The sequence below is a fragment of the Streptomyces sp. NPDC051109 genome (assembly GCF_044455885.1).
Classification (GTDB): domain Bacteria; phylum Actinomycetota; class Actinomycetes; order Streptomycetales; family Streptomycetaceae; genus Streptomyces.
Genome location: NZ_JBITFF010000006.1, coordinates 58,706 through 85,139, shown reverse-complemented (window position 1 = coordinate 85,139; position 26,434 = coordinate 58,706). Strand labels below are relative to the sequence as shown.

General features: G+C 74.0%; 17 protein-coding genes. 7 read left to right on the top strand and 10 right to left on the bottom strand.

What is annotated here, in order from left to right; translation table 11 throughout:
• Window positions 1-70: 70 nt before the first annotated feature.
• From ACIBAD_RS13570 to zapE, 3 genes are all read right to left on the bottom strand, one after another.
• A complete protein-coding gene (locus ACIBAD_RS13570; RefSeq protein ID WP_134070299.1) occupies window positions 71-1,411 on the bottom strand; it encodes an alkaline phosphatase PhoX in 1,341 nt (446 codons plus the stop codon).
• Window positions 1,412-1,499: 88 nt separating this feature from the next.
• Window positions 1,500-1,925 (bottom strand): OsmC family protein, encoded by a 426-nt coding sequence (locus ACIBAD_RS13565; protein WP_030863232.1) that lies wholly within the window; start codon window positions 1,923-1,925, stop codon window positions 1,500-1,502.
• 71 nt (window positions 1,926-1,996) lie between these two features.
• Window positions 1,997-3,061, bottom strand: a complete 1,065-nt coding sequence (zapE, locus tag ACIBAD_RS13560) for a cell division protein ZapE (RefSeq protein WP_208329090.1) — start codon at window positions 3,059-3,061, stop codon at window positions 1,997-1,999.
• Window positions 3,062-3,145: 84 nt separating this feature from the next.
• Between zapE and ACIBAD_RS13555 the strand changes: the two genes are divergently transcribed.
• The 4 genes from ACIBAD_RS13555 (at window position 3,146) to msrB (ending at window position 6,500) form a co-directional block, all read left to right on the top strand.
• A complete protein-coding gene (locus tag ACIBAD_RS13555; protein ID WP_134070295.1) occupies window positions 3,146-3,940 on the top strand; it encodes a pyrimidine reductase family protein in 795 nt (264 codons plus the stop codon).
• 130 nt (window positions 3,941-4,070) lie between these two features.
• Window positions 4,071-4,556: an indole-3-glycerol phosphate synthase gene (locus ACIBAD_RS13550; protein WP_134070293.1), complete on the top strand. Its 486-nt coding sequence runs from the start codon at window positions 4,071-4,073 to the stop codon at window positions 4,554-4,556.
• A 117-nt stretch (window positions 4,557-4,673) separates the two neighbouring features.
• Complete coding sequence (murC, locus tag ACIBAD_RS13545) at window positions 4,674-6,071, top strand: UDP-N-acetylmuramate--L-alanine ligase (RefSeq protein WP_134070291.1); 1,398 nt, start codon at window positions 4,674-4,676, stop codon at window positions 6,069-6,071.
• A gap of 21 nt (window positions 6,072-6,092) precedes the next feature.
• Complete coding sequence (gene msrB, locus ACIBAD_RS13540) at window positions 6,093-6,500, top strand: peptide-methionine (R)-S-oxide reductase MsrB (protein WP_134070289.1); 408 nt, start codon at window positions 6,093-6,095, stop codon at window positions 6,498-6,500.
• 28 nt (window positions 6,501-6,528) lie between these two features.
• Here msrB and ACIBAD_RS13535 read toward each other — a convergent pair whose 3' ends face one another.
• The 4 genes from ACIBAD_RS13535 to ACIBAD_RS13520 form a co-directional block, all read right to left on the bottom strand.
• A complete protein-coding gene (locus ACIBAD_RS13535) occupies window positions 6,529-7,272 on the bottom strand; it encodes a hypothetical protein (protein WP_398906520.1) in 744 nt (247 codons plus the stop codon).
• A gap of 19 nt (window positions 7,273-7,291) precedes the next feature.
• Window positions 7,292-8,221 carry a hypothetical protein gene (locus ACIBAD_RS13530; RefSeq protein WP_134070287.1) on the bottom strand — a complete coding sequence of 310 codons (930 nt, stop codon included), beginning with the start codon at window positions 8,219-8,221 and terminating at the stop codon, window positions 7,292-7,294.
• Window positions 8,222-8,310: 89 nt separating this feature from the next.
• Window positions 8,311-8,772: a response regulator transcription factor gene (locus tag ACIBAD_RS13525; RefSeq protein ID WP_398906517.1), complete on the bottom strand. Its 462-nt coding sequence runs from the start codon at window positions 8,770-8,772 to the stop codon at window positions 8,311-8,313.
• Window positions 8,769-9,401, bottom strand: a complete 633-nt coding sequence (locus ACIBAD_RS13520) for a LuxR C-terminal-related transcriptional regulator (RefSeq protein ID WP_134070285.1) — start codon at window positions 9,399-9,401, stop codon at window positions 8,769-8,771. The genes ACIBAD_RS13525 and ACIBAD_RS13520 overlap by 4 nt, the downstream gene beginning before the upstream one ends.
• Window positions 9,402-9,722: 321 nt before the next feature.
• On the opposite strand from ACIBAD_RS13520, the gene ACIBAD_RS13515 reads away from it, so the two are divergent.
• The 3 genes from ACIBAD_RS13515 to ACIBAD_RS13505 all read left to right on the top strand — a co-directional run bounded on the left by ACIBAD_RS13515 (window position 9,723) and on the right by ACIBAD_RS13505 (window position 16,334).
• Complete coding sequence (locus ACIBAD_RS13515) at window positions 9,723-12,974, top strand: type 2 lanthipeptide synthetase LanM family protein (RefSeq protein ID WP_398906515.1); 3,252 nt, start codon at window positions 9,723-9,725, stop codon at window positions 12,972-12,974.
• 104 nt (window positions 12,975-13,078) lie between these two features.
• A complete protein-coding gene (locus tag ACIBAD_RS13510) occupies window positions 13,079-13,306 on the top strand; it encodes a hypothetical protein (protein ID WP_134070280.1) in 228 nt (75 codons plus the stop codon).
• 109 nt (window positions 13,307-13,415) lie between these two features.
• The gene (locus ACIBAD_RS13505) at window positions 13,416-16,334 is read left to right on the top strand and encodes an AAA family ATPase (RefSeq protein ID WP_398906512.1); all 2,919 of its coding nucleotides are present in this window, start codon (window positions 13,416-13,418) and stop codon (window positions 16,332-16,334) included.
• 11 nt (window positions 16,335-16,345) lie between these two features.
• Here ACIBAD_RS13505 and ACIBAD_RS13500 read toward each other — a convergent pair whose 3' ends face one another.
• The 3 genes from ACIBAD_RS13500 to ACIBAD_RS13490 form a co-directional block, all read right to left on the bottom strand.
• Window positions 16,346-17,620: an MFS transporter gene (locus ACIBAD_RS13500; protein ID WP_134070276.1), complete on the bottom strand. Its 1,275-nt coding sequence runs from the start codon at window positions 17,618-17,620 to the stop codon at window positions 16,346-16,348.
• 65 nt (window positions 17,621-17,685) lie between these two features.
• Window positions 17,686-19,050 (bottom strand): cytochrome P450, encoded by a 1,365-nt coding sequence (locus ACIBAD_RS13495; protein WP_134070274.1) that lies wholly within the window; start codon window positions 19,048-19,050, stop codon window positions 17,686-17,688.
• The gene (locus ACIBAD_RS13490) at window positions 19,047-26,393 is read right to left on the bottom strand and encodes an amino acid adenylation domain-containing protein (protein ID WP_398906509.1); all 7,347 of its coding nucleotides are present in this window, start codon (window positions 26,391-26,393) and stop codon (window positions 19,047-19,049) included. Before ACIBAD_RS13490 ends, ACIBAD_RS13495 begins: the two co-directional genes overlap by 4 nt.
• Window positions 26,394-26,434: the final 41 nt, after the last annotated feature.

Here is a 26,434-nt window from a genome sequence, read left to right as displayed (position 1 = left end):
ACCCCGATCCGGTCGACTCCCTCCGATCCTCCACCACATCGGACGGGGTCGCGAGGGCGCGGCCGCCGGGTCAGTGCCAGGGGCCCGTCACGGCGAAGGTGGTCCCCGGGGCATACGCGTTGACGTACATCGTCCGACCGTCGGGGGAGAAGGTGACCCCGGCGAACTCGCCCCACTCCGGGGCCCCGGGCCGGCCGATGTCGTCGGCGTTGCGGGCCATGGGGTAGACCTCGCCGCCGGGCGTGACGCCGAAGACGTACTGGGCCCCGCCGCCGTCCTCGCACACCATCAGGCCGCCGTCCGGGGCCAGGCAGATGTTGTCGGGGGAGTCCCCGGGCAGCTGGATGTCGGCGGCCGGGCCGAAGAGCACGTCCAGGCGGATCGTGGAGCGCCGCGGGTCGTGGAACCAGACCTGCCCGTGGTGGTCGGCGGGCGCGCCTTCGAGGCGGCGGGCGTAGCTGGAGACGAAGTGGACGCCGCCGTCGCCCCAGTAGCAGCCCTCCAGCTTCTGCGCGTGGGTGATGCCGCCCGGCCCGAAGTCCTGGAAGCGGATGGGGGTCCCGGCCGCCGAGGGGTCCGGTACGGGAACCCACTCGACCGGGAACTCGGCGCCCGGCTCGTCCACGACGGAGAGGTCGGCGAGTCCCGGGACGCGCAGGGCGTGGAGGGCGCCCCCCGCGCGCAGGGAGCCGGGTCCGGCGAGGGGCTGCGCGGGCAGGAACCGGTAGAAGAGTCCGAAGGGCTCGATGAAGGCGTCCTCGGTCTCGTAGACGGCCCCGCGGTACGGGTCGACGGCGACGGCCTCGTGCGCGAAGCGGCCCATCGCGGTGAGCGGGACGGCGCCGGAGCGGTGCGGGTCGGCGGGGTCGACCTCGAAGACGTAGCCGTGGTCCTTGGTGTACCCGGAGGTCCCGGCGCGGTCCTCGGTCTCCTCGCAGCTGAGCCAGGTGTTCCAGGGGGTCCGGCCGCCCGCGCAGTTGACGGCGGTGCCGGCGAGGGCGACGCGCTCGGCGGTGACGCCGCCGCCGGGGCCGAGGTCGAGGAGGGTGCAGCCGCCGAGGGCGTGGGGGTCGTACGTGAGGCCGTCGACGGCGGGGACGCGGAGGGCGGCGGTGGTGCGGTTCTCGTGGTTGCGGACGAGGCGGACGCGGCCGGAGCCCGCGTCGAAGGCGGCCATGCCGTCGCAGTTGGCCGGTACGGGGCCCTCGCCGGAGCGCAGGGGGTCGCCGGCGCGGGAGAGCACGCGGTAGCGGAATCCGGCGGGGAGGTCGAGGAGCCCGTGGGGGTCGGGGAGCAGCGGGCCGTACCCCCGGCGGGGCGGCGGGAGGGCGCGGGAGCTGCCGGCGGAGAGGGAGCCGAGGGCTCCGCTGAAGGCGATTCCGGCGAGCAGGGTGCGGCGGGTGACGGACATCGGCGGCTCCCGGGGCGAGGGGGGTGACGGGCCCGTGTTACCACGTGCCCGCGCCCCCCTCCCCCGGACGCGCCGAGCCGGGGAACCGTTAGATCAGCTCCGCGCTCAGGGTGATCGTCGTGCCCGTCAGCGCCTGGCTGACCGGGCAGTTCTTCTTCGCGTCCTCGGCCGCGGCGGCGAAGCCCTCGGCGTCCAGGCCCGGGACCTCGGCGCGGACCGTCAGGTGGATGCCGGTGATGCCCTCGCCCGGCTGGAAGGTCACATCGGCCTTGGTCTCCACCCGGGTGGGCGGGGTGCCGGCGCCGTCCAGGCCGTGCGAGAGGGCCATCGAGTAGCAGCTGGAGTGCGCGGCGGCGATCAGCTCTTCCGGGCTGGTCTTGCCGTTCGCGGCCTCGGCGCGCGAGGGCCAGGAGACGTCGAACGAACCCTGACCCGAGGAGTCGAGGGTGACGACGCCGGCACCCTTGAGCAGGTTGCCTTCCCAGTTGGTGTGCGCGGTACGCGTGGTGGCCATCGTGGATCCCTTCGGAGGAAGTTGGGAACTGCCGGACTGCCCGGTGACGGGTCGGGCCGGCGTCCCCAAACCTACTGGGACACCAGGGGTTTCGCGTCGCGTGCCAGTGCGGTGAGCCTCGAGATGGCCCGGAAGTACTTCTTGCGGTACCCGCCGTTCAGCATTTCTTCACTGAAGAGCCGGTCGAAGGGGACTCCCGACGCCAGGACCGGTATCTCCCGGTCGTACAGCCGGTCCGCCAGGACCACGAGCCGCAGCGCCGTCGACTGGTCCGGGACCGGGCCGACGCCGGTCAGGCAGACCGCCGCTATGCCGTCCGTGAGGGCGCCGTACCGGCTGGGGTGGACCCGGGCCAGGTGCTCCAGCAGCCCGGGGAAGTCGTCCAGGCTCGCGCCCTCGGTCGCGTACGCGGCCTTCGTCACCTGCTCGTCCGAGAACGGCGCCGGCGCCTCCGGAAGGCCGCGGTGGCGGTAGTCCTGGCCGTCGATGCGCAGCGGGCGGAAGTGCGCCGAGAGCCCCTGGATCTCCCGCAGGAAGTCCGCGGCGGCGAACCGGCCCTCGCCGAGCTTGCCGGGCAGGGTGTTGGAGGTGGCGGCCAGCGCCACGCCCCGCTCGACCAGGCGGCTCAGCAGCGAGGAGACGAGGACCGTGTCGCCCGGGTCGTCCAGTTCGAACTCGTCGATGCACAGGAGGCGGTGGCCGCCCAGGGTCTGGACCGTCTGCTGGAAGCCCAGCGCGCCGACCAGGTTGGTCAGCTCCACGAAGGTGCCGAAGGCCTTGAGCGCGGGCTCGGCCGGGGTGGCGTGCCAGAGGGAGGCCAGCAGGTGCGTCTTGCCGACGCCGTAGCCGCCGTCGAGGTAGACCCCGCGCGGGGCGGTGGGCACCGGGGCCTTCTTCGCGAACCAGCGGCGCTTGCCGCCGCCGCTCGCGTGGGATCCGCCCAGCCCGGCGGCGAAGCCGCTGAGCACGGTGACGGCCTCGGACTGGCTCGGCTGACCGGGGTCCGGGTTGTACGTGTCGAAGCGCACCGAGTCGAATCGCGGCGGCGGCACCATCTCGGCCACCAGCCGCTCGGCGGGCACCCGCGGCTCGCGGGCGCACAGGGCCTGCGGGCCGGCGTCGGCCGGGCCGGCTATCGGGGGTCGCCCGTAGGTGGATCCGGAGGTGGAGAGTGATGTTGACACAGCTCTTAACTCTACGGGGCGTGGCACACTGCACCGATGCGACGCCTGTTCCCTGTGACCGATCAGACATCGGCCGACCCGTCTTCAGCCCCCGCGGACCGCAGTGACCGCGAGTGGTCGCTGGACGAGCTGGCGGAGGCGTACGCGTACCCGGCGCTCGGCCCGGAGGGCCACTGGCTGCGGGCCAACATGGTCTCGACCCTGGACGGCGCGGCCCAGCACGACGGGCGCTCGCAGCCGATCTCCAGCGAGACCGACATGCGGATCTTCGGCACCCTGCGGGCGCTGGCCGACGTGGTGGTCGTCGGCGCCGAAACGGTTCGCCAGGAGGGGTACCGCCCGGCCCGGGCCCGGGAGGCCTTCGCGGCCCGGCGCGCGGCGGCCGGGCAGGGCCCCGCGCCCGCCATCGCGGTGGTCACGGCCGGCCTGGACCTGGACTTCTCCCTGCCGCTGTTCACCTCCCCCCTCGTGCCGACCCTCGTGGTGACCGGGGCGGCCGCACCCGCCGATCGGGTGGCGGCGGCCGCCGCGGCCGGGGCGGAGGTCGTACTGGCGGGCGACGGGGCGGCCGTGGATCCGGCCCGGATCGTGACGGAGCTCGCGGACCGGGGGCTGCGCCGCCAGCTCACCGAGGGCGGGCCCCGGCTGCTGGGGCAGTTCGTGGCCGCCGACGCGCTGGACGAACTGTGCCTGACGATCTCGCCGATGCTGGCCGCCGGCGGCGCCCAGCGCATCTCCGGAGGGCCCCCGGTGGCCGTGCCGCACCGGCTGGCGCCCGCCTCCGTACTGGAAGAGGCCGGGTTCCTCTACACGAGCTACCGTCGGATCTGACAAGGGGCGGAATTAGTTGTTCCGCTTAGCTTCCGGTGGGCACATACCTGGGCAGATATATCCACGCAGGGCCCCGTGTGAGAGCGGGGCAGGATGGTTTCCGCAGGGGCCGGCCGACCGGCCCCGGCCCATGAAGGAGAGGGCGTCCGTGTTCACGAGCGTATTGATGATCGAGCAGCCGCTGACCAGCGTCGACGTGGACTTCGTCACCAGCCTCCACGGGGACGACCCGGTCTCCTTCCTCGTCCTCATGCAGCCCCGGGGCGACCAGGACCGGCTGCTGCGAGCCATCGACGACGTGGCACTCGGCGAGCTCCCCGAGGCGCTCCACGAGGCCGACGTACCCGAGGGCCAGGCTGCCCGCGGCCCGGCCGACCAGGCCCTCGCCCACTCCCTGGAGGCCCTGCGCAAGAAGGGCGCCAAGGCCAGCGGGCAGATCATCGAGGCCCACCCGCTCGACCATCTCAAGGCCGTCGTGGAGGAGTCGAACGCCGACGAGGTGATCGTCCTGACCGCCCCGCACTTCGTCGAGGAGTTCTTCCACCGGGACTGGGCCTCCCGCGCGCGCCACAAGGTCGGGGTTCCGGTGCTCAAGCTCTTCGCCCACAACGAATAGGCTGGCGTCCGACACACGCGCCGGGGCGACGGCGGGACGGCCGTCCGCACCGCCCGGACCCCCGACGCGACCGACCCGTACCGCTCCGTACCGACCCGCACCCTGGGGAGATCCCGTATGACGCCGCCCGGCCTGCCGAACGCCATGGAACGCCCGCACTTCATCGGCATCGGCGGCGCCGGGATGTCCGGCATCGCGAAGATCCTCGCCCAGCGCGGCGCGCAGGTCGCCGGCAGCGACGCCAAGGACTCCGAGACCGCCGGGGCGCTGCGCGCCCACGGCGCCACGGTCCACATCGGGCACGCGGCCGAGCACCTCGCCTCCGACGCCACCTGCGTCGTCGTCTCCAGCGCCATCCGCGCCGACAACCCGGAGCTGGCGCGCGCCGCCGAGCTCGGCGTCCCCGTCGTGCACCGCTCCGACGCCCTGGCCGGCCTCATGGACGGCCTGCGGCCGATCGCGGTCGCCGGTACGCACGGCAAGACCACCACCACCTCGATGCTGGCGGTGTCCCTGTCGGCCCTCGGCCTGGACCCCTCGTACGCCATCGGCGGGGACCTGGACGCCCCCGGCTCCAACGCCCACCACGGCGAGGGCGACATCTTCGTGGCGGAGGCGGACGAGAGCGACCGCAGCTTCCACAAGTACACCCCGCAGGTCGCGATCATCCTCAACGCGGAGCTCGACCACCACGCGAACTACGCGTCGATGGAAGAGATCTACGAGTCCTTCGAGACCTTCGTCGGCAAGATCGTGCCCGGCGGCACCCTGGTCGTCGCCCACGGCCAGGAGGGCGCCGCCGAGATCGCCGCCCGGGTCCGCGGCACGGAGGGCCTCCACGTCGTCACGTACGGCGAGGAGGAGGGCGCCGACGTCCGGATCACGAAGATCACCCCGCGCGGTCTGACCAGCGAGGTCACCGTGGTCATCGACGGCCGGATGCTCACCTTCACCGTCTCCGTGCCCGGCCGGCACTACGCGCACAACGCCGTCGCCGCCCTCGCGGCCGGTGTGGCCCTCGGCATCCCGGTGCACAACCTGGCCTCCGCCCTCGGCAAGTACACCGGCGTCAAGCGCCGCCTCCAGCTCAAGGGCGAGGCCTCGGGCGTGCAGGTCATCGACTCGTACGCGCACCACCCGACCGAGATGACCGCCGACCTGGAGGCCATCCGCGGCGCCGCCGGGGACTCCCGCATCCTGGTCGTCTTCCAGCCGCACCTCTTCTCCCGCACCCAGGAGCTGGGCAAGGAGATGGGCCAGGCCCTCGCCCTCGCCGACTCCGCCGTGGTCCTCGACATCTACCCGGCCCGCGAGGACCCGATCCCCGGCATCACCAGCGAGATCATCATCGCGGCCGCCCGCAGCGCCGGCGCCGACGTCACCGCCGAGCACGACAAGGCCGAGGTCGCCGACGTCATCGCGGGAATGGCGAAGCCCGGTGATCTCGTTCTCACCATGGGCGCGGGCGACGTCACGGACCTCGGTCCGGCGATCCTCGCCCGCCTGACGGACTGAGAACGAGGGAGCGGGAGAGTCATGTCGTACGAGGTCGAGAAGACGGACGAGCAGTGGCAGGCGGAGCTGACGCCGTCCGAGTACCAGGTACTGCGCCTGGCGGGCACCGAGCCAGCGTTCCGCGGTGAGTACACCGACACCAAGACGGCCGGCGTCTACTCCTGTCGCGCCTGCGGCTCCGAGCTCTTTCGCTCCACCGAGAAGTTCGAGTCGCACTGCGGCTGGCCGTCCTTCTACGACCCGAAGGACTCCGACGCCGTCGAGCTGAAGGCGGACGTCTCGCACGGGATGGTCCGCACCGAGGTCCTCTGCGCGAAGTGCGGCTCCCACCTCGGGCACGTGTTCGAGGGTGAGGGCTACCCCACCCCCACCGACCAGCGCTACTGCATCAACTCCATCTCGCTGCGCCTCACCCCCGAGGAGGGCTGACGGGGCTCACACCGCGAGGCGGTCGGGATCACACCGCGAGGCGGTCCACGGCGGGCAGGAACTGGTCGTAGAAGCGGGCCTTGAGGTGCAGGGCCCGCTCCTCCAGCTCCCGGAAGCTGTCGGTGGACCCCTCCTGGGCGAGGAGTTCGGTCACCCGCGAAGCCAGACGGTCGGAGTGGGAGCCGGACAGCAGCGACACCGTCGCCAGCGAGTGCGTCTTCGCGTCGTGGACGTGGTGCGGGAAGTAGAAGCGGGAGTGGTTCCTGCCCTCCGCGGTCAGCAGGGGGGCCATCCGCTCCCACAGCCGCCCGTACTCGACGGAGACCAGCACCTCGCCCCAGAACCGCAGGATCGTCAGCAGCCGCAGGTCGGCGTCGGCGTGGCCGCCCGCGTCGGCGATCAGCTCCAGCGTGTCCCGGATGACCTCCTGCGTGTCGGCCGTGGGCCGGGAGGCGACCAGGGCCGGGCGCGAGATCCCCAGCAGCCGCATGTCCCGCGTCATGTCCTCCCGGTGCGAGGGCGTGTGGCCGTGGCCGTCCGGATACTCCTCCCGCAGGATGACCCGGGCGATCCGCAGCCCCGCCTCGTCGCGCAGCAGGTCGATGGCGAGGTCGTAGCAGGGGGTGAAGGCGAGCGAGACGAAGCGCCGCTGGAGCAGGAGCGCGGCGAAGTCCTCCTCCGGGAGCCCGGTGACGTTCGCCAGGACCGGGTGGGCCCGGAACCGCTCGATCAGTGCGTCTTCGAATCCGTCCAGGGCGTGCAGATCGTGCATGGTCTTACCTCTCCGTGGTTCACAGGCTGATGCTTGCCACCGACGTGCGCCAGTCGAGGAGATCCACGTCCTTGCCGATGCTCCACAGCGTGCGCAGCTCCTGCTGGACTTCTTCGCCCATGACGGTGTCCGCGCCGTCGATCTCGATCTGGGTGGAATCGATGGCGAGCTGGCCGTGCAGGAACGAACTGACCAGAAAATGCCGATCGGCCTTGAACACGGCGATCGAGGGGAGGGAGTTGTAGAGCCTCACCTGGAGGCGTGCCCGGCTCCCGGCCGGGATCTCGGCGTTCAGCTGGGCGAGCCCGGCGAGGCAGTACTCCACACTGGCGCGGACGTTCACCGCGAGTGCCGGGTCCCGTACCGCCCTGAGCGCCTCGTCCCGCAGTCCCGCCACCGGCGACGAGGGGTGCAGGAGCAGGATGCGCACGTGGACCTGCTGGTCGACGAGTGCCTTGTGCATCGCGGCCTTGAGGTGGTGCAGGTTGGGGATCCACGTCTGCAGGACCACCATCTCGTCCGCGGCGTCCCCGAGGTACCCGGTGAACACGTCTTCGGGGAAGCGGCTGTGCACCGCGACCACGCCGCCGTAGTGCTGCCGCTTGAGGCGCCGGGCGATGGCGTCGATGTCCAGCTTGGACAGGTGCGCCTCGACGTTCGCGTTCAGGTTGTCGATCTTCGTATGGACGCTGGTGTCCAGGGCCTTGACGTCGTCGTGGACCTCGTCGAGCCGTTTCAGGCGGTCGAGTTCGAGTAACAGGAACACCGTCACCGTGCTCAGGATGAGCAGCGTGACCTTGGGGAGCGCACCTCCGGGGGCCAGCGCGTCGAGCCAGCCGAACAGGTCGGCCAGCAGGACCACCACGCCCGAAGCGGCCATCAGGCCGAGCGCTATCTGCTCCACCCTCCGCCGGACGTCCGCGCCCCGACGGCGCATCGCGTCGCTCATGTTCCCCCGTCCCCCGGCCGAGCACCCCGCCTGATCGATGACCGTACACCCGTGGGCCGACGGGCAAGGTCGGGTTTTTGGCCATGGCGTCAGATGAGGCTGTGGCGGACGGCGCAGGCCACGGCGTGCGCCCGGTTGCGGGCCTGGAGGCGGGACATGAGCTCGTAGATCACGTTCTTGATCGTGTGCTCGGAGCAGGACAGGGTGCGGGCGATCACCGCGTTTCCGTGGCCCTCCGCCATCAGCGTGAGCACCGCGGTCTGGCGGGCGGTGAGCCGGGGGGTGTCCGCCGGGGCCGCCGCGGACCGGGCCGCGGGAGCGGTTCCGGCGGCGGCACCGGCGGAGGCGGCCGCACCGGCGCCCGCGCCGGCGGAGGTGGCCGCGCCGAGCAGGCGGACCAGGGCCGGGTAGGGCATCCGGCCGTCCCCGGCCTGGCGCAGCAGGCTCAGCCGGTCCGGGGTCGCGGGGATCCGTACGGGCGCGACCTCACGCACCGCATGCGACTCACGCGTCCCATACGTCTCGCGTGTCAGTTCGGCGACGGCGCTCACAGCAGGCCCACCCGCATCGCGTAGGCGACCGCGTGCGCGCGGTTGCGCAGCCGGAACCGCTGGGTGATGTCGTGGACGACGCTCGTCACGGTCCGCGGCGAGTAACACAGCTGCTTGGCTATCTCGTTCGTCTCGTGGCCGTCGGCGACCAGCCGCAGCACGCTGCGCTCCCGGTCGCTCAGACCCGCCGCCGCCCACGGGTCCGTGCCGTCGGCGCCACCGCCCGCCCGGCCGCCGGCGCCGGATCGCTCCAGCAGCCGGTCCAGGAGGTCCGGCGGCAGCGTGCAGTCGCCGCGGGAGGCGGCCAGTACGGCGCGCGAGAGACGGGTGACGTCCGCCTCGCGGCGGCGCAGCAGTCCTCGGGCGCCGGCCGCGATGGCGTGCAGGGCGCCGTCGGGCGCCAACTCGCCCGCCACCAGCACCACATCGGGGCGGGCCGGGGTGTCGCGGACGGTGCGCAGGACGTCGAGCTCGGGCCGGCCGACCTGGTCCACGGTCATGACCACGACCCTCGGGGCCTCGCCCGGAACGGTCAGGGACACCTCGGGGCAGGCGAACAGGGTGCTCTTGGTTCCGGCTTCCAGCACGGGGTCGAATGCGACGACGTCTACAGGGACGGGTACTCCCACCAGGTCCTCCGATGATCATCCGCCGGCCGGGGTGCCGGACAGGGCGGAAGGGGCACTGCACACAGGCTGCGGGTCGGGGGCCCGGTGCGGCATCGGGCCCCGGCCCCCACATTTGCGCAGGAGCGCCCGCACCGGCCCGCATCCTGCGCGGGCAGGCTTCCGAGCCGCCCGCGACCTGCCGGAACGCGCACCCCGCGGCCCTCCCCGCCGGCCGCCGCACCACCCCGTACGGCGGGCCCGCCGCCCCCATGGGGGCGGTCCCACGGAATATGGGGGATCGGCCCCCATGCGCGCGCCCCCGCACTCTGCGAGTTTTCTCCTGTGACTGACACCGCCACCACCGCCGAAGAATCCCAGGTCGGCGGCCTGGCCCCCTCCTGGTGGGCCCGGGCCCTGAACCTGCGGGAGCGGCTCGCCGCCCCGGGTACCCCGGTACCCGCACCGGCCGACGCCCCCCACAGCCGACCGGCATCCTGGTCCCTGGGGGACACGGACGGCTTCGCAGCCCGGCTGGCGAGCCTGGGAACCACGGAGGAGACGGCGTACGCCCTCGCGGCGGAGGCCCCCGGCCGGCTGGCCGCCCGTACGGCCGAGCCGCAGTGGGCCCGCTCCATCGAGCGGATGGTGGCCGGGGCCCCGGCCGAACTCCCCACCGGGCGTACCGCCGGGCTCGACGCGGCGGCGGACGCGGACGGCGCCGCGGTGTTCCTGCCCGCGCTGCGCCCGCTGATCGGCTCCGCCTGGGCCGAGGCGGCCGCGAAACTCGACCTCGCCGACGGCGAACTCGCCGCGGTGCGGGAGGCCTTCGAGGAGCGGCTCGGCGACCGGCTGGTCCGCCAGTCAGCACGCACCCTGGTCCGTGAACTCCACCGGGCCCGTACCGGGGGTCTGCTGGCGGGGGCGACCCCGCAGGAGCGGTTCGCGGACTTCCTCGCCCGGCTCGGCACCCGCCGGGGCCTCGCGGAGCTGTTCACCCGCTACCCGGTGCTGGCGCGGATGCTCGGCCAGGCCTGCTGCCACGCGGCCTCGGCCACGGCGGAGCTGTTCGAGCGCTTCACCGCCGACCGCCCGGAGATCGTCGCGGGCCTGCTGCACGGAACGGACCCGGGCGCCCTCGTACGGGTGGACCTCGGCCGGGGCGACGTCCACCAGGGCAACCGGTCCGTGGCCCTGCTGCGCTTCGCCGACGGCGCGACCGTCGTCTACAAGCCCCGGCCGCTCGACCAGCACGTGCTGCTGGACCAGGCGGTCGGCTGGGCCAACGCCAAGGTGGCCGGCCTGGGTCTGAAGACCCCGCGCTCGGTGCGCGGCGAGGGGTACGGATGGCTGGAGTTCATCGAGCACGGCCATTGCGCCTCGCCCACCGAACTGGACCGGTTCTACCGGCGCCAGGGCGCGCTGCTCGCCCTGCTCTACGCGGTCGACGGCGTGGACATGCACTACGAGAACGTCATCGCCTGCGGCGACCAGCCGGTGCTGGTGGACGCCGAGACCCTGCTCCACGCCGGACTGCCGGCGGCCGTGACCTGCGGCTCCGACCCGGCGGCGGACGCCCTGGCCGCCTCGGTGTACCGCACCTGCCTGCTGCCGAGCCTGCTGATCGGCGAGAACGGCGCCATGGACATCTCGGCCCTCGGCGGCGGGGACGGCGGCTCGTACCCCAGTGACGGACTGCGCTGGGAGGCGGCCGGAACGGACGAAATGCGGCTGCTGCGCGCCCCGGTGGCCACCGGGGCCGGCCAGAACCGGCCGGGCCCGCAGGGCAGGACGGCCGGCCACGCCGACCACCGCGCGGCGTTGCTGGAGGGGTTCCGGGCCGGGTACGACGCGATCACCGAGCACCGGGCCGAACTGCTCGGCACCGAAACGGCCGACGGGCGGGGCGGGGGAGAAGACGGGGACGAAGGCGGGCTGCTGGCCCGCTGGGCGACCAGCCCGGGGCGGCTGATCGCCCGCTCCACCCGCCTCTACACGACCCTGCTGGACGAGTCCACCCACCCCGACCTGCTGCGCGACGCGCTGACCCGGGACACCGTACTCGCCGTGCTCTGGACGGAATCCGAGCACGACCCGGCACGGCAGCGGCTGATCGAGGACGAGATCGCCGACCTGTGGTCCGGGGACGTACCGCTCTTCTTCCACCACCCCTCGGACACCGCGCTGCGGACCTCCCGGGGCACCCGCCTCGACGGGGTGCTGCCGGCGCCGAGCCTGCGCGCGGTCCGCGCCAAGATCGCCGCCATGGGGGAGGTGGACCGCCACGACCAGGAGTGGATCATCTCGGCGACGCTCGCCGTCACCGGTGCCAACCTCAGTGTCGGCGGCCCCCGTTCGACGCTGGCCGGCCCGGCCGCCCCGGTCGTCGTACCCGAGCCCTCCCGGCTGCTGGCCGCGGCCTGCGGGATCGCCGACGAGATCGCGGCCCGGGCGGTGCACGGCGGCGACCGGGTGAACTGGCTCGGCCTGGAGCAGGTGTCCGGCGAACACTGGGCCGTCCTGCCGATGGGCGGCGGGCTCGCCCAGGGCTACTGCGGAGTGGCGCTCTTCCTGGCCCAGCTCGGCGCCCTGACCGGGGCCGAGCGGTACACCGCACTGGCCCGGCGGGCCGTACGGCCGCTGCCCGCGCTGCTCGCCACGCTCGCCGCCGATCCCGGGCTGGGGGCCGCGGTGGGGCCCGGCGCGCTGCACGGGATCGGCGGCATCGTCTACACGGCTGCCCGGCTGGCCCCGCTGCTCGGCGAGGGCGAGGGCGAGGGCGAGGGCGGGGGCCTGGGTGACTGCCTGCCCGACGCCCTCGCCGCCCTGGAACGCGCCGCCCTGGCCGACGCCGGTGAAGGCGCCGAAGGGCCGGCCGATCTGGCCGACGGCCTCGCCGGAGCCCTTGCCGCCGCGGTCGCGGCGCAGCGCACGTACGGACCGCTTGCGCAGGGCGTGGCCCGGCGGCTGGCCGACCGGCTGCTGGTCCGGGCCGAGAAGAGGCTCGCCGGACAGCGCCCCGCGTCCCCCGGCTTCGCCCACGGCGACGCCGGCATCGGCTGGGCCCTGCTGCGCTACGCCGCCGCCCTGGAGGAGGCGGGGGAGGCGGGGGCCGCGTACGCCCGGACCGGCGCCGCCCTGCTGCGCCCGGCGCTGGACGAAGCCCTGCTGCGCCCCGAGGACCTCGGCTGGCACACGGGCCTCGCGGGCACCGCGCTGGCCGCCGCCGACGTGCTCGGCTCCGACGCGCTCGGGGCCGCCGGGCAGCCGGTACCCGCGGCGGAACTCGACCGGTGCGCCGCCCTGCTGGGCGCGCCCAGCGCCTCCTGCGACCTCAGCCTGCACCGCGGCGCCCTCGGATCCCTGGAACTGCTGGGCGTGCTCGCCGGGCAGGGCCACGACGGGGCCCGGGCCGCGCTCGGCCACCGCGCCGGGGAGATTCTCGGCCGGCTGGGGGACCACGGCCGGCGCTGCGGCACCCCCGACCACGTTCCGTCCCCCGGTTTCCTGACCGGACTCTCCGGCATCGGATACGCCCTCCTCCGGCTGGGCTTCCCGGAGCGCGTCCCGTCCGTCCTGCTCCTCGAACCCGCATAGAGCGGCCCGTACTTCGGCACCACGGCACTCCGGCACCACAGCACGTCAGCACCCCGGCACTGAGCACCACTCCCCATCAGACATCGAGAAAGGTACTCACGACCATGCAGAAGACCCAGGTCAACGCCCAGTCCACCGCCGCCGACGAGGCCGCCGCCGCGGCCGCCGCCGAGGCGCGGACCGAGGACCCGGCCGGCGGGATCACCCTGTCGGGGCGGAACAAGGCGTGCGCCCGGGCCCGTGCCCTGGCCGGTGTGGTGCTCACCAGCGGCATCGTCATCACCCTGAGCTCGATCGACACGAGCGTCTCGGCGCCGAACGTCACCTGGTAGTCGCGTGTCCGATCTTCTCCGGATCTCTCCCGGATCTTCACCCCGCCGCTGTTCGAAACGGCCAACTTTCGTCGCACAATCGGCCGATCCCATGAACTAGATTGCGGACATGCGTTCCCGTTCGCGGTACATCGTCGGTCGTGACCCGCAACTGCGCGAGATCAAGCAGGCACTGACCGACGCGGGCGAAGGCCGCGGCGGGGTCGTCTTCCTCGTCGGCGAGGCCGGGATCGGGAAGTCCAGACTCGCCGCCGAAGCGGTGGGCACGGCGTTCGGCATGGGCATGCGGGCCCTGCGCGGCCGGAGCAGCACCACCGGCCCCACCGTCCCTTTCCGGCCACTCACCGAAGCGCTGATGTCGCTCTTCCGCAGCGGCGAACCCCTGGACGACCTGCCGCTGGGCCCCTACCGGCCCGCGCTCGGCAGGATCATCCCGGACTGGAGCAGCGACGCCCAGAACAACAGCTCCATGGTCATCCTCGGCGAGGCCGTGCTGCGGCTGCTCATCGCCACCGGCAAGGAGCACGGCCAGCTCCTGCTCCTGGAGGACCTGCACGACGCCGACCCCGAGACGCTCGCGGTCGTCGAATACCTCGTGGACAACCTGGAGTACACCAACGTGGTGCTCCTGGCCACCATCCGTACGGAGCCCTGCGACGCGCTCGACATGGCCGACTCGGCCCGCCGGCGCGGCGTGGGGACCGTACTGGAACTCGCGCCGCTCACCCGGCCCGAGGTCGGCGCGGTCATCGCCGCCCAGCTGGACACCGAACCCGAACTCGTCCCGCAGGCCGCCCTGGACCGGCTCTGGGACGACAGCGCCGGCAGCCCCTTCCTCGTCGAGGAACTGCTCCAGGGCATGATCGGCAGTGGCGCCCTCGTCCGCTTCGAGGACGGCTGGCGGGTCGTCGGCGACCTGCGCAGCGACGTGTCCACCGCCCTCGCCCGGGGCATCCTGCGCCGCATCGACCGGCTCGGCCCGCAGGGTCTGACCCTGCTCTCCGCGGCCGCCGTGATCGGCCGCCGCTTCCCGCTGACCGTGCTCCAGCGGATGACGGGCATCGACGACCGCGGGCTGCTCAGCCACCTGCACGCCGGCGTCGCGGCGCAACTCGTCGTCCCCGACGAACCCGCCCCCGACTGGTACGCGTTCCGCCACTCGCTCACCGCCGAGGCCCTGCACACCCAGCTCACCCCCGGCAACCGGGCGCAGATGTCAGGCCGCGCCGCCGACGCGGTGCAGGCGCTCTACCCCGACCTCGAAGGCGACTGGTGCCCCCTGGTCGCGGAGCTGCGCTCCCAGGCCGGGGACGACGCCGAGGCCGGGCGCCTGTTCACCGCCGCCGGCCTGCGCGCCCTCGCCGCCGGGGGGATCAGCTCCGCGATCACCCTGCTCAGTCGCGCCGAACGGCTGCTCGCCGCCAGCCAGGACCCCGCCGGGCGCACCGACGCCCTGGAAGCCCTGCTGCCCGCCCTCGCCGAAGCCGGGGACTTCGCCCGCGCCTTCGGCTTCGCGGAAAACCTGCACACCCTCGGCGGCAGCGGCCTGAGCGCCACCCGGCTCGCCGCGCTGCACACCCGCCTCGCCAAGGTGGCGCACACCGCGGGCCGCTGGGAGGACGGCAACAGACAGATAGCCCAGGCCAGATCCCTCCTGGGCGCCCATCCCGACGAGCAGTGCACCGCGTCGATCGACGTGACCGCCGCCTACCTCGCGCTCGACACCCCCGGCCAGGACCGCACCCAACTGGCCGAGAAGCTCGGCAACTCGGCCCTCCAGGCGGCCCAGCGCCACGGCCTGGCCACCGTCGCCTGCCAGGCCCTGGAACTCCTCGCCACCCTCGCCCGCGAACGGGACTTCGACGAGGCGACCGCCCTGCTGGAATCGGCCCTGCAGACCGCCGAACAGCACCAGCTCCCGCTCCAGCGCATGTACGCGCTGACCCGGATCGGCGGCAACTACTGGCTCACCGAGGGCGCCACCGCCCCCCTGCTGGCCGCCCGGAGCGAGGCCCAGCGGCTCGGCTCGGCCAACATCGTCCACACCATCGACGGCATCATGATCCTCGACGCCGTCCTGCGGGCCGAGTTCACCGCCGCACAGCAGTCCGCCGAGGAATGCCTGGCCGTCGTACAGCGCCTGCGGCTGGCCCCGGCCACCCGGTACGTCCTGATGGCGCGGGCCGCGCTGGCCGCCCACCGCGGAGACCGGCCCGCGATGGAGGGCGCCCTCGCGGCCTTCGCCGAGTGGGACGGGGCCGGCTCCCAGGAGGAACCGCTGACCCTCGGCCTCGCCCGGGCCTTCTGCGCGCTCATGGAGGAGGACCGTCCCGGCGCCGTCGCCGAACTGCGGGCCGTCGCCGACCTGGAGGACGCCAACCCCAGTACGTACTACCTCAGCGGGCGGTACGGCATCGGGCTGCTCCTGGACGCGCTCTCGGGGGTGGCCGACCGCGCCGCGTACGAGGAGATCGCCGCCACCGCGCCCGGCCGGATGCGCTGGAACCGGCAGTTCGTCCTGTTCGCCGGCGCCGTCCTGCTGGGCCGCGAACGCCGGCCCGAGGAGGCCGCGGCCGCGGTGGCCGAGGCCCTGCGCCTCGCCGCCCCGTACGCCACCGCCCTCCACCTGGGCCTGCGGCTGATCGCCGACGCGGCGTACGAGGACGGCTGGGGCGAGCCGGTGGCCTGGCTGCGCCAGGCCGAGGAGCACTTCCACCAGGGCGGCGTGGCCGCGGTCGCGGGCGCCTGCCGCGCGGCCCTGCGCCGGATGGGCGCCCCGGGCCGGCAGCGCCGTACGGGGACGAGCACGATCCCGGACGTCCTGCGCACGCAGGGCGTCACGGTCCGCGAGTACGAGGTCTTCCGGCTCCTCGCGGAACGGCTGGGCAATAAGGACATCGCCGACCGCCTCTACATCTCGCCCCGTACGGTCGAGAAGCACATCGCGGCTCTCGGCACCAAGACGGGCCGCTCCAACCGGGCCGCGCTCTGCGAACTCTCGGCGTCCCTGGAGGCCTCGGGGACCTAGGGGGTGTCCGGTCACCGCATCTCGCGGACCGTGCGCGAGCCGAGGATGCCGATCGCCGTCACCGCGAGGACCGCCGCCGAGACGGCGAACATCGGGGCCGTGCCCGACTGCGCCAGTGCTCCGCAGAGGATCAGGGAGAGCGGGGCGACCGCGTAGCCGATCACCATGTCCACCGAGATCACCCGGCTCAGCACCGAACCGTCGATCGTGCGCTGGATCCAGCTGAGGCCGAAGACCCCCTGGAAGCCCATCCCGAAGCCCATCGCCAGCACCGTCGCCAGAGCCCCCGCGGTGTTGCCGACGAGGCCCAGCAGGCCCGTGCCGATCGCGAGCCAGCCCGCCAGCGCGGCGATCAGCAGGCCGATCCGGGGGCGGCTGCCCACGGCCCCGCCGACCAGGGTGCCGAGCATCGCCCCGCCCGCCAGCGCGCCGTTGAGCAGGCCCAGGGTGGCCGAGCCGCCGTGCAGGTCGACCTTGGCCAGGGTGGCGAAGCCGACCGTGAACGGCCCCGCCTGGCAGAAGGTCACCGCCGCGTCGACCGCCAGGATCGTACGGATCCGCGGGTCCTCGAACGCGTACCGCAGCCCGGCGCGGATCCGGGCGCCCAGCGAGACCTCCGCCTTCGACGGACCCGCGCTCGCGGCCGGTCCGTCCGCCGCCGCGCCTTCCCCGGCGGGGCGGGGCAGCGGGCGGATCCCCGCGACGCACAGGCCGCAGAGCGCGAAGCACACCCCGTCGACGAGGAAGGCGACGGGGGCGTTGGAGAAGGCCACCACCATGCCGCCGACGGCCGGGCCGAGCACGGCCGCCACCTTGGTGCCGACGGCCAGCAGGGCGTTGGCCGGGGCGAGCTGCTCCTCGTCCACCACCGACGGCAGGATCGACGCCCGGGCCGGCTGGAAGAACGCGTCCACGGCGCCGAAGGCCGCGGCGGCGCCGCACAGCATCCACAGCGTCAGGGATCCGGTCAGGCCCGCCAGGCCCACGGCCGCCATCAGGGCGGCCCGGGCCCAGCTGGAGAGCTTCATCAGGGTCCGCGAGGACCACTTGTCGCTGAGGGAGCCGCCGACCAGCGTCAGCAGGGCCCGCGGCACCGCCTGGAAGGCGAGGACGTAGCCGAGGGCCAGCGTGGACTGCGTGAGGCCGAGCGTGATCCAGGAGAAGGCGATGTAGCTGAACCCGTCGCCGAGCAGGGACAGGGACTGCCCGAGCCAGAGCAGCCGGAACGACGGCAGCCGGGCGGGGGCGCTCAGCCGCTCCCGCGCGTCCACCAGGGTGGAAGCCATGGACGAACCCTTCGTAGGGCCGGGGCCGGGCCGCCGTCGGGCGGCCCGGCCGGTGGCGGGCGAGGTCAGTAGCGGACGGGCAGGGCCGTCAGCGCGCGGTTGAGGAGGGAGGGCTGCCAGGTGTGCTGCTGGTCGAGCAGCTCCAGCCCCGGGTACTCGCGGACGAGTACGTCGACCACCGCGCCCGCCACCAGCCGGGCGAAGGCCGCCCCGATGCAGAAGTGGGCGCCGAAGCCGAACCCGAGGTGCGAGGCGCTGCCGCGCCGGACGATGAACCCGTCCGGGTCGGGGAAGCGGGCCGGGTCGCGGTTGGCGGCGGCCGTGACCAGGAACAGCCGGTCCTCGGCGCGGACGGAGCGCCCGTCGAGGTCGAAGTCGCGGGCGGCGGTGCGGATCGACATCTTGGACGGGCCGTCGAAGCGCATGGCCTCCTCGACCGCCATCGGCACCAGGGACGGGTCCTCCCGGACGGCGGCCATCTGCTCGGGGTGCTCCAGCAGGGCGAGTACGGCGTTGACGATGAGGTTGCTGGTGGTCTCGCCGCCGGCGAACGCCATCTGCGTCAGCATCCCGACGAACTCCTCCTCGCTGACCGACTTCCCGATCTGGCCGCCCGCCAGCACGGCGCTGATCAGGTCGTCCTTGGGGTCGGCGCGGCGCTGTCGCACCAGGTCGGCGAGGTAGTCGTCCAGGTTGACCAGGGACTGGAGCGAGGTGCGGTACTCGCGCTCCTCCTGGGCGGCCCCGAGGACGAGGTCGCCCACCCGGGCGTTCCAGTACCAGAAGGACGGGCCGTGCGCCTGGGGGACGCCCAGCCAGCGGGCGAAGACGAGGGCGGGCAGCGGCCGGGCGATGTCGGCGACCAGGTCCCCGATCCGGCCGGGGACGGCGCGCCGGGTGAGCATGGCGCGGGTGGCGCGCTCGACGAAGGCCCGGTAGCGGCCGATCGAGCGGGCCGCGAACTGCTCCTGGAACACCTGGCGCAGCCGCCGGTGCTGCGGGGCGTCGTTGAACACCATCCAGCGGGACAGGATCCCGAAGGCCCGCTCGGCGTCCTCGCGGGCGCCCTCCGGCACGGCGTCCATCAGCGGGCGCACCCGCTCGGCGGAGACGGCGGGGGCGCGCAGGCAGTGCATCAGCTGGGCGTGCCCGGTGACGAGCCAGGCCCGGTGCATGGCGGACCAGTACACGGGGTCGTGGTCGCGCAGGGAGTTGAGGTACCCGTACGGGTCCGCGTTGACGGCGGGGTCGAGCAGGTACCGCTCCGTGAAGGCTGCCGGCGGGGCCGGCGGCGTACGGGTCGCCGCGGGCGGCGGGGTGGTCTGCGGGGCGGCCGGCGGGGCGGTCCGCCCGGTGAACGGGCACACCAGGGGGGACGTGTCGGCGGTCGTGCTCGTGTCGGTGTTCGCGTTCGTGGTCAGGACGGTCATCGGCGTGCCTCCGACTGGATCCGGCCGAGCACAGCAGCGGTCTTGTGCATCAGCCGTTCGGACATCATGGACATGTGGTCGCCTTCGGTGACGTGGACGGTCAGCCCGCCGAGCGCGATCTCACGCCAGCGCTCGACGTAGGTGCGGAAGTCCACGTCCAGCCCGGGCATCGGTTCGCCGTCGGGCAGTCCCGCGGCGGCGCTGCCCACCAGAAGGTGGACGTGGCCGGGGTAGGGGCGCAGTACGTAGTCGGACAGGGCGGTCAGCAGCGAGTGCCAGACCTCGATGGGGGCCTGCTCCACCAGGGCCGCCTCGCCGGGGCTCATACCCGCCCCCAGCAGCAGGGCGGTGAGCTCGGCCACGGCCGCGTCCCGCTCGGGAGAGGGCGCCAGCGCACGGACGCGATCGCGCATCCGCAGCCCCCGCTCCATCTCCCGGCCGACCGCAGCGAGGCGTTCGCGGGCCGCCGGATGGGGCAGGTGCGGCTCGATCAGCGTCAGCGGTGCGACGGTGTGACCGGCCTCGTGCAGCTGGGTGGCCATCTCCAGGGCGATGTCGGCGCCCATGGACCAGCCCAGCAGGTCGTGCGGGCCGTGCCCGCCGTGGGCCGCGATCTCGGCGGCGTAGTTGGCCGCGATCCCGGCGATCGTGGTCGGGTCCACCCCGCCCAGCAGGCCGCGGGCCTGGAAGGCCCGGACCGGCTGACCGGGCGGGAGGGCCCGGGCGAGCGGTACGTACCAGGCGCCGCTGCCGCCGCTGGGGTGGACGCACCACAGCGGGGCGCCGTCGCCCTCGCGCAGGCGGACCTCCGAGGTGACGGCCTTCGCGCCGGGAGGAGCCTGCGCGGCCTCGGCGTGGGCCGACTGCGCCGCCGCGTCCGTGGCGCGGGCGGCGAGCCGGGCGATCGTGGGCAGTTCGAGCAGGTCCCGTACGGAGACGCTCAGGCCGCGGGCGGCCGCCTGCGCGGCGACTCGGACGGTGGAGAGCGAACTGCCGCCGAGGGCGAAGAAGTCGTCGTGGACGCCGACCTGTTCGATGCCGAGGACCGTGCGCCACACCTCGGCGAGCACCACCTCGGCCGGCGTGCCCGGCGCGACGTAGTCGGTGGCGCTGCCCAGCCGGTCGGCCGAGGGCAGCGGCAGGGCCTTCTTGTCGACCTTGCCGCTGCTGTTGACCGGCATCGCGTCGAGGAAGACGAACCGCGCGGGGACCATGTACGCGGGCACCTTGGCCCGCAGCGCCCGGCGGAAGGGCTCGACGACGGGCTCCACGCCCTCCTCGGGCACCACGTACGCCACCAGTGCCGGCTCCGGCAGGTCCCGCCGCAGCAGGACCACCGCCTGCTGCACCTGGGGCAGTTCCCGCAGCCCGTGCTCGATCTCGCCGAGCTCGATGCGGAATCCGCGCAGCTTCACCTGGCTGTCGCGGCGGCCGAGGACCTCCACGGCTCCGTCGGGCAGCTGGACGCCGATGTCCCCGGTGCGGCACAGCCGGCCGCCGGGGGCGCCGTACGGGTCGGGGACGAACGCGGCGGCGGTCAGGTCGGGCCGGTTCACATAGCCCCGGCCGATGGCCCGCCCGCCGAGGTAGACCTCGCCCTGCACCCCGACGGGAACCGGCTGGAGGTCCTCGTCGAGCACGTAGACCTGGGTGTTGCGCATCGGCCAGCCGATCGGCGGGCGCTTGCAGTCGGGCTTGAGGAGGGTGGAGACGGACCACACGGCCGTCTCGGTGAGCCCGTAGACGTTGTAGAACCGACGTCCGCGGGCCCACTTCTGGGCCAGTTCGGCCGGGCAGGCCTCGCCGGCCACCTGGAGGGTCCGCAGGGCGGGGAACCGGTCCTCGCCGAGGGCCGCCAGGGCGCTCGGGGCCAGCATCGCGACGGTGATCCCGTAGCCGAGCAGGGTGTCGGCGAGGTCGGCGCCGGCGCGCAGCGCCTCCCGGGGCGGTGTGCACAGCTGGGCGCCGTTCGCCAGGGCCCAGGTCAGGTCCATGATCGAGACGTCGAAGCTGAGGGAGGCGAACTGGAGCACCCGGTCGGCGGGGGTCACGGGGAACAGGTCGCGCTGTCCCTCCAGCATGTTGGTCAGGCTGCGGTGCTGGACGGTGACGCCCTTGGGCGTACCCGTGGAGCCCGAGGTGTAGAGGATGTAGGCCGCGTTGTCCGCGGTGACGGCCGGGGCCGGGGCCGGGACCTCTACGGGCGCCAGCCACGTCGCCGGATCGTCCACGACCAGGGTCGGACCGTCGAACGGCACCGTCCCCACCAGCGAGGACTGGGTGATGAGCACCGGCATCCCGCTGTCCTCGACGATGAACTTCAGTCGCTCCGCAGGGTGTTGCGATTCCAGCGGCAGGAACGCGCCGCCCGAGCGGAGCACGCCGAGCACGGCCCGGACCATCTGCGGACCCCGGTCGAGGCAGATGCCGACCGGTACCTCCGGACCCACCCCGAGGGCCCGCAGCCGGTCCGCCAACTCGCGCACCGAGGCGTCCAGTTCGCCGTACGTGACCTCCTGCTCGCCCTGCCGGACGGCCACCGCGCCCGGCGTGAGCACGGCGTGCTCGGCCACGCACTCGTGGAACATCAGCGAGGTGTTCGGCAGCTCGGGGCCGCGGCCCCACTCCTCCAGCGCCCGCATCCGCGCCTCGCCGGCCAGCGTCGGCGCCGTGACCGCGGCCTCGGGCCGGTCGGTCATCGCCTTCAGCACCCCGCACATCAGGTCGGCGAGCTGCTCGGCGGTGGCCGGGGCCAGGTAGTCCGGGTCGACGTCGAGGGTGAAGGACTCCACGCTCGCGTTGAGCATCAGCGGGAACGCCGTGCGGGCGATCTCCAGCGAGTCGTCCCAGCTGTCCCCCGACAGCCGGTGGAAGTTGACGTAGTTGAAGAGGGTGTCCGCCAGGCTCGGCTCACCCGGCCGCAGCTGCGCGAGGCGGGCCAGCGGCACCCTGCGGTAGGGGAGCATCTCCTGCTCGGCGGCGAACGCCGCCTTCAGGTACTCCAACCAGCTGCCCCGGGGGCGCCGGACGCCGAACGGCACGGTGTTGAGGAACAGCCCGCGCATCCGGTCGGAGCCGGGCACCTCGGGGCGGCCGTTGGTGACCAGGCCGACCGAGTGCCCCTCGGCGGAGCCGTCGCGCTCGGCGAACAGGCTCATGGTGTGGTGGAACGCGGAGAGCAGGACGGTACGGCGGGGCACCCCGGCCAGCCGCGCCAGCCGGCCGATCGGCTCGGCGAGGGCCGCGTACGAGCGGCGCACCTCGTGCACGAACTGCCCGCCCTCGGCGGCCTCCGTACCCCGCCGGGTGAACCGGATCGGGCTCAGGTCGCCCAGCGCCGACCGCCAGTACTCCAGGCCCTCCTCGTCGACGAGCGCGGCCCGCTCCAGCGCGACGTACTCGGCGTACGGGGGCGCCGCCGGCAGCTGCGGGGTCAGGCCCTGCGCCACGGCCTGCCGGTGCAGGTCGAGCAGGTCCGCGATCAGCGAGGTCAGGCTCCAGCCGTCGAGCACCACGTGGCAGTCGGTGAGCGTGAGCCGCAGCTCCCGGTCGGTGAGCCGGTGCAGGTGGATGCGGACCAGCGGCGGGGCCGCCAGGTCGAAGCGCCGGGTGAACTCCGCGTCGACGTAGCCCCGTACGGACGCCCACTGCTCCTCGTGGGGCAGGCCGCGCAGATCGCTGTACCCGACCGGGAGTTCGGCGGCGGCGTGCACCAGCTGGAGCGGCTCGGAGAAGGAGACCAGGTCGATGGAGGACCGCAGGATGCTGTGGCCCCGCACGACGGTGTCCACCGCCGCCTGGAAGGCGGCGAGGTCGAAGCCCTCCGGCACGGTGATCTTGAGGTCGGTGACGTTGTGGTAGGCGCCGCGGCCCGGGTCGGCCAGCATCTCGTGCAGCATGCCGGCCTGGAGCATGGTCAGCGGGTACGCGTCGTCGAGGCCCTGCGGCAGCCGGGCCGCGTCGGCCGGGTCGAGCTGGGAGAAGGGCTCCACGGGCGCGGGGCCGGTGTCCGCGGCGGCCTCCGTCGCCCGTGCGGCCAGGTCACCCAGGGTGCGGGCCCGGAAGAGGTCCGGGACGCTGAGGCCCAGTCCGGCGTTGCGGGCCTGCCCGATCACGCGCAGGGCCAGCATCGAGTCGCCGCCCAGGTCGAAGAAGTTCGCCGTACGGCTGATCCGCTCGGCGCCCAGCACCTCCGACCAGATGCGGGCCAGCGCCTCCTCGGCCGGACCGGCCGGCGGGACGTGTCCGGCGGGCGCGGCGGCCCCCTCGACGGCCACCGCCACCAGGGACTTGCGGTCCACCTTGCCGTTGGCGGTGATCGGCAGCCTCGGATGCCGGACGAACAGCGCGGGCACCATGTACTCGGGCAGCGTCAGGCGCAGCCGGTCGCGCAGGTCCGGCGCGTCCAGCGGCCGGCCCTCGGTCAGCACCACGTGGGCGACCAGGCGGGCGCCGCCGTGCGCGTCGGGCCGGGCCACCACCGCGGCGTCCCGTACGCCGGGCAGGGCGCGCAGAGCGGTCTCGATCTCGCCGGGCTCGATGCGGAAGCCGCGGATCTTCACCTGGTGGTCGGCCCGCCCGGCGTACGCCAACTGCCCGTCGGGCAGCACCCGTACCAGGTCGCCGGTGCGGTACATGCGGGTCCCGGCCGGACCGAACGGGTCGAGCGGGAAGCGCTCGGCTGACAGCTCCGGCCGGTTGCGGTAGCCGCGGGCGACGCCGCCGCCGGCCACGTACAGCTCTCCCACCGTGCCGTGCGGCACCAGGCGGCCCGCCCGGTCCAGGACGTAGCCGTGCTGGCCGGCCAGGGGGCGGCCGATCGGCGAGGAGACGGGGGAGACCGTGTCCTCCTCGGTGATCAGCCGGTACGTGACGTGCACGGTGGTCTCGGTGATCCCGTACATGTTCACCAGCGCGGGCCGCTCGTCCTCGGGCACGGTGAACCAGTCGCGGTAGTCGCGGGCGTCGAAGGCGTCACCGCCGAAGACCACCGTGCGCAGCGCGAGGGCGCCGAACTCCGCGCCCTGCTGGGCCAGATGGGCTCGCAGTCCCTTGAAGGCGGCCGGGGTCTGGTTGAGCACGGTCACCCGCTCGTCGCGCAGGACGGCGTGGACGGCGGCGGGGTCGCGGACCTCGTCCTCGGTCAGTACCACCACCCGGCCGCCGGAGGTCAGCGGGGCCCACAGCTCCCAGACGGAGAAGTCGAACGCGGGGGAGTGCAGGAGCGTCCACACGTCGTCGGAGCCGAAGTCGAAGTGGCGGTCGGCGGCGCCGAGCAGCCAGGCCAGGTTCGAGTGGGTGATCTCGACGCCCTTGGGCTGCCCGGTCGATCCGGAGGTGTAGATGACGTACGCGAGGTCCTGCGCTGCGGGGAGTACGCCGCAGTGCAGATCGTCGGAGTCGTCGGAGGTGTCGTCGCCCGGGCCTTCGGCGGCGTCCTCCAGCGGGATCAGGCCCACCGGCAGCCCCTCCACCGCGGCGCGGCCGACGGCGTCGGCGACCACCCACTCCACCCCGGCGTCGCCGACGGTGAACTCCCGCCGGGCCCGCGGGTGGGCGGGGTCCAGCGGCAGGTACGCCGCGCCCGCCCGCCAGACCCCGAGCAGCGCGACGGCCAGGTCGACCGTGCGGCCCAGGCAGACGCCGACCAGGGACTCCGGGCCGATGCCCGCGGCCCGCAGCCTCCGGGCCAGGGCCAGCGAGGCCGCGTCGAGTTCGGCGTACGTCAGGCTGCGGCCGCCGCCGGAGACGGCCACGGCGGCGGGGGTCAGCCGGATCCGCTCGGCCAGCCGCTCCATCGCGAGCCGGGGGGCCGTCTCGGGTGCGGTGCCCGCCGGCGGGCGGTTCGCCGGGCCGTCCGGGCCGAGCAGCGCGGCCCGCTCGTCCGCGGTGAGCAGGTCGGCCATGCCGAGCGGCACGTCCGGGGCCTCGGCGAAGGCCCGCAGTACCGCGACGGTGTGCTCGGCCAGCCGGGCCACCGATGCCGCGTCGAACAGGTCGGGACGGTAGACGAACTGCAGGAGGACGCGGTCCGCGTCCTCGCTGACGTCGAGCGTCAGGTCGAACTTCGCGGTGGTGAGGTCGATGGGGAAGGCCGTGCCCCGCGCCCCGCCGAGGGCGTACGCACCCTGCCGTGCGGCGGCGGAGTGCGAGAACAGCACCTGGAACAGGGGGTTGCGCGACAGGTCCCGCTCGGGGCTCAGCTCGTCGACGACCCGCTCGAAGGGCAGGCTCTGGTGGGACAGGGCGCCCAGGACGCTCTCCCGGGTCCGGGCGAGCAGCTGCGCCGAGGTCGGGTCGCCCGACAGGTCGGTGCGGATCACCAGGGTGTTCACGAAGAACCCGACCAGCTGCTCGATCTCCGGGCGCTCCCGGTTGGCGACGACGGTGCCGATCGCGATGTCGTCCTGGCCGCTGTGGAAGGCGAGCGCCGCCTGGAAGGCCGCCATCACGGTCATGTACGAGGTGGTGTCGGCCCGGCGGCCGAGCTCGGCCAGGGCCGCCGTCAGCGTCCCCGGGAGTTCGACGGCGTGGACGGCGCCGGCGGAGGTGCGCACGGCGGGCCTCGGGTGGTCGGTGGGCAGTTCGAGCGGGGTCAGGCCGGCCAGAGCCGTGCGCCAGTAGTCCAGGTCCGCGCTCTCGTCGGCCCCGCGCTGCCAGTGCGCGTAGTCGGTGTAGTCGACCGGAGCCGGGGCGGGTTGCGGGGCCCGGCCCTGGCATCTGGCGTGGTAGCAGGTGCTCAGGTCGCCGGTCAGGATGTCCAGCGACCAGCCGTCCGAGACGATGTGGTGCATGGCCAGGACGAGCACGTGGTCCTCGGCGGCGATCCGCAGCAGGGTCGCCCGGAACGGGGGTGCGGCGGCCAGGTCGAAGGGGCGCAGCGCCACCTCCCGTACGGCCTCGGCGATCGCCTCGGGGCCGCCTTCGCGGACCGCTGGCGGCAGGTCGACCACGTCGAGGCCGGCCGCGGCGTCGGCGGGGAGCACGCGCTGGGCGGGCACGCCGTCCTCGTGGGAGAAGACCACCCGCAGCTGCTCGTGCCGGGCGACGAGGTCCCCGATCGCGGCGCTCAGCGCGGCCACCTCCAGGGGGCCGGTGAACCGCCAGGCGGCGGGCATCAGGTACTCGACGCCGCCGGGGTCGAGCTGGTCGAGGAAGTACAGCCGCTGCTGGGCGGCGGACAGGGGGGACTGCGCGGGGCGCGGGTCGAGGCGGGGGATCCCCGCGGGCGCGGCGGCGGCCTTGCCGCGCAGGCGCATTTCGAGGAGCCGGCGGGCCGCCGGGGAGAGGCCGCCGGGCGTCGTGGAAGCGGTGGTGGAGGGTTCGACCTGTGCAGTGGTCATCGCAAGTGCCGTCCTATCAAGGCTGGGGTCGGGGCTCGGAT